The 2,311-nt window shown below is 59.4% G+C and carries 2 protein-coding genes and 1 pseudogene; 1 reads left to right on the forward strand and 2 read right to left on the reverse strand.

What is annotated here, in order from left to right; genetic code table 11:
• On the forward strand, positions 1 to 547 hold a 547-nt coding region (locus tag WCA53_RS10920), incomplete at its 5' end, for a hypothetical protein (protein ID WP_423909115.1).
• Positions 548 to 686: 139 nt separating this feature from the next.
• Here the strand turns inward: WCA53_RS10920 and adhP are convergent.
• Positions 687 to 1,715, reverse strand: coding sequence for an alcohol dehydrogenase AdhP (adhP, locus tag WCA53_RS10925; RefSeq protein ID WP_423909118.1), 1,029 nt, complete (start codon positions 1,713 to 1,715; stop codon positions 687 to 689).
• Between the two features lie 102 nt (positions 1,716 to 1,817).
• Positions 1,818 to 2,311 (reverse strand): annotated as a pseudogene (adh, locus tag WCA53_RS10930) (aldehyde dehydrogenase); the annotation flags it as partial.

Genomic DNA, 2,311 nt, shown 5'->3' on the forward strand with positions numbered 1-2,311 from the left:
CACGCGCTCGGGGCGTGAAGCGGATCAGGGTAGCGTTCAACGTGGGATCCAAGCTAGAAACAGAGGAGCCGCGGGGGTAGCAATGAAATGGGCAATCGTACTGGCAGCTACCTTCGCGTCGCTTACCGCTTGTTCCGGAGACTGGATACACAATGACAATCGCGCAGGCGACGCTGAGCTTCAGGCGGCACAAGAGCAATCAAACGTCGGGTGCGTCGGACAGACGGCTTGTGAACGCGTCTGGAAGCGAACCAGAGACTATGTGGCCCGGCAATCGGCGACCCAGATTAAAAGATCAGATGACTCTGTCATTGAGACCGATCTGCCGCATGAGTTCGGTATCCTCTATATGTGGGCATCGAAAGAACCTTCATTGAATGATCCGAATGCGTGGGTAATCCGTCTAAAAGTGATGTGTCGCGGCATGTACAAAAGCGACGGGAGCCCTGGCTGGTTGTACGACAGCTGTGCAAGCCAGGTCGAGCAGGTTGAACGGAACTTCCGGCCCTACACAACGGGGGAGGATATTCATGGATCCGACACTTGATCAGCGTCAGGACCCCCTGAGTCCAGTCCAGGTAACTTCAAAAATCAATGCGGCCCAGACGTAAAACCCTTGCGGGCCGAACGGGACCAGGCTTTAGAAACCCAGTCCCGCCCGGCCCGCTGTTTTGCTTCAGGCTCGCCTACAGCGCGAGGTCGAGCACGACGCGGCCTTCGATATCGCCAAGGCGCATGCGCTCGAACACCTTGTTGATATTGTCGAGGCTGTCGGTGGATACGGTGGCCTTGACCTTCCCCTCTTCAGCGAAGATCAACGACTCCTGCAGATCGAGCCGTGTGCCGACGATGGAACCGCGCACGGTGATGCCGCCGAGCACCACATCGAAGATCGGCAGCGGGAAGTCCCCGGGTGGCAAGCCGTTCAGCGCGACCGTACCGCCCCGTCGCACCATGCCCAGCGCTTGCGAGAAAGCCCGTGGCGACACTGCCGTGACCAGCACGCCGTGTGCGCCGCCGATTTCCTTTTTGATAAAGGCGACCGGATCGGTAGTCTTCGCATTGACGGTAATAGTGGCTCCAAGACGCTTGGCGAGCGCGAGTTTTGCATCGTCGATATCGACTGCGGCGACGTTGAGCCCCATCGCTTTCGCATATTGGACCGCCATGTGGCCCAAGCCCCCAATGCCGGAGATGACGACCCAGTCGCCGGGCTTGGTATCGGTGACCTTGAGCCCCTTGTACACGGTGACACCGGCGCACAGGATAGGCGCGATGTCGACGAAGCCTATCCCCTTTGGCAGGTGGCCGACGTAGTCGGCATCGGCAAGCGCGTATTCGGCGAAGCCTCCATTCACCGAGTAGCCGGTATTCTGTTGCGATTCGCACAACGTCTCCCAGCCGCCGAGACAATGCTCGCAATGGCCGCAGGCGGAGTACAGCCAGGGTACGCCGACTCGGTCGCCGGCCTTCACATGCTTCACTCCGGCGCCGACCTCAGCAACATAGCCCACCCCTTCGTGCCCCGGTATGAAGGGCGGACTGGGCTTCAGCGGCCAGTCGCCCTCGGCGGCATGCAGGTCGGTATGACAGACCCCGCATGCCTTGATCTTGACGAGAACCTGCCCCGTGCCCGGCGTTGGCACAGGGACGTCCTCAATGTGCAACGGCTGGCCGAAGGCGCGGACCACTGCGGCTTTCATCATCTTGCTCATAGTCGATCTCCTTGTAGACGCATCGGGGGATGCGAACCTGTTTCTTGTTGCTCGCGGCCTCGGACCGAGACCGCTTTTTCGTGCGAGGCTAGTGCTTGTCCTTCAGAAGAACCCGAGCGGCTTCTGGCTATAACTCACCAGCAGGTTTTTCGTTTGCTGATAGTGGTCGAGCATCATCTTGTGATTTTCCCGGCCAATGCCCGATTGCTTGTAGCCACCGAACGCCGCGTGCGCCGGATAGGCGTGATAGCAGTTGGTCCACACGCGTCCGGCCTGGATGTCGCGTCCGAATCGATAAGCGCGCGTACCGTCGCGCGTCCACACGCCAGCGCCGAGCCCATAGAGGGTGTCGTTGGCGATTTCAAGTGCTTCGGCTTCGTTCTTGAACGTCGTCACCGACAACACCGGCCCGAAGATTTCCTCCTGGAAGATGCGCATCTTGTTGTGACCGCGGAAGACCGTGGGCTTCACGTAATAGCCGTTCCTCAACTCACCGCCGAGCGCATTGCGTTCGCCGCCGATCAACAATTCAGCACCTTCCTGCTTGCCGAGATCGATATACGACAGGATCTTTTCAAGCTGTTCCTGCGATGCTT

Origin of the sequence: Caballeronia sp. (genome assembly GCF_049581465.1) — a bacterium.
In the GTDB taxonomy this organism is placed as follows: Bacteria; Pseudomonadota; Gammaproteobacteria; order Burkholderiales; family Burkholderiaceae; genus Caballeronia.

Excerpts from the sequence above, each read along its gene's own strand:
- adhP (WP_423909118.1), bottom strand. The coding sequence starts at position 1,715 with ATGAGCAAGATGATGAAAGCCGCAGTGGTCCGCGCCTTCGGCCAGCCG.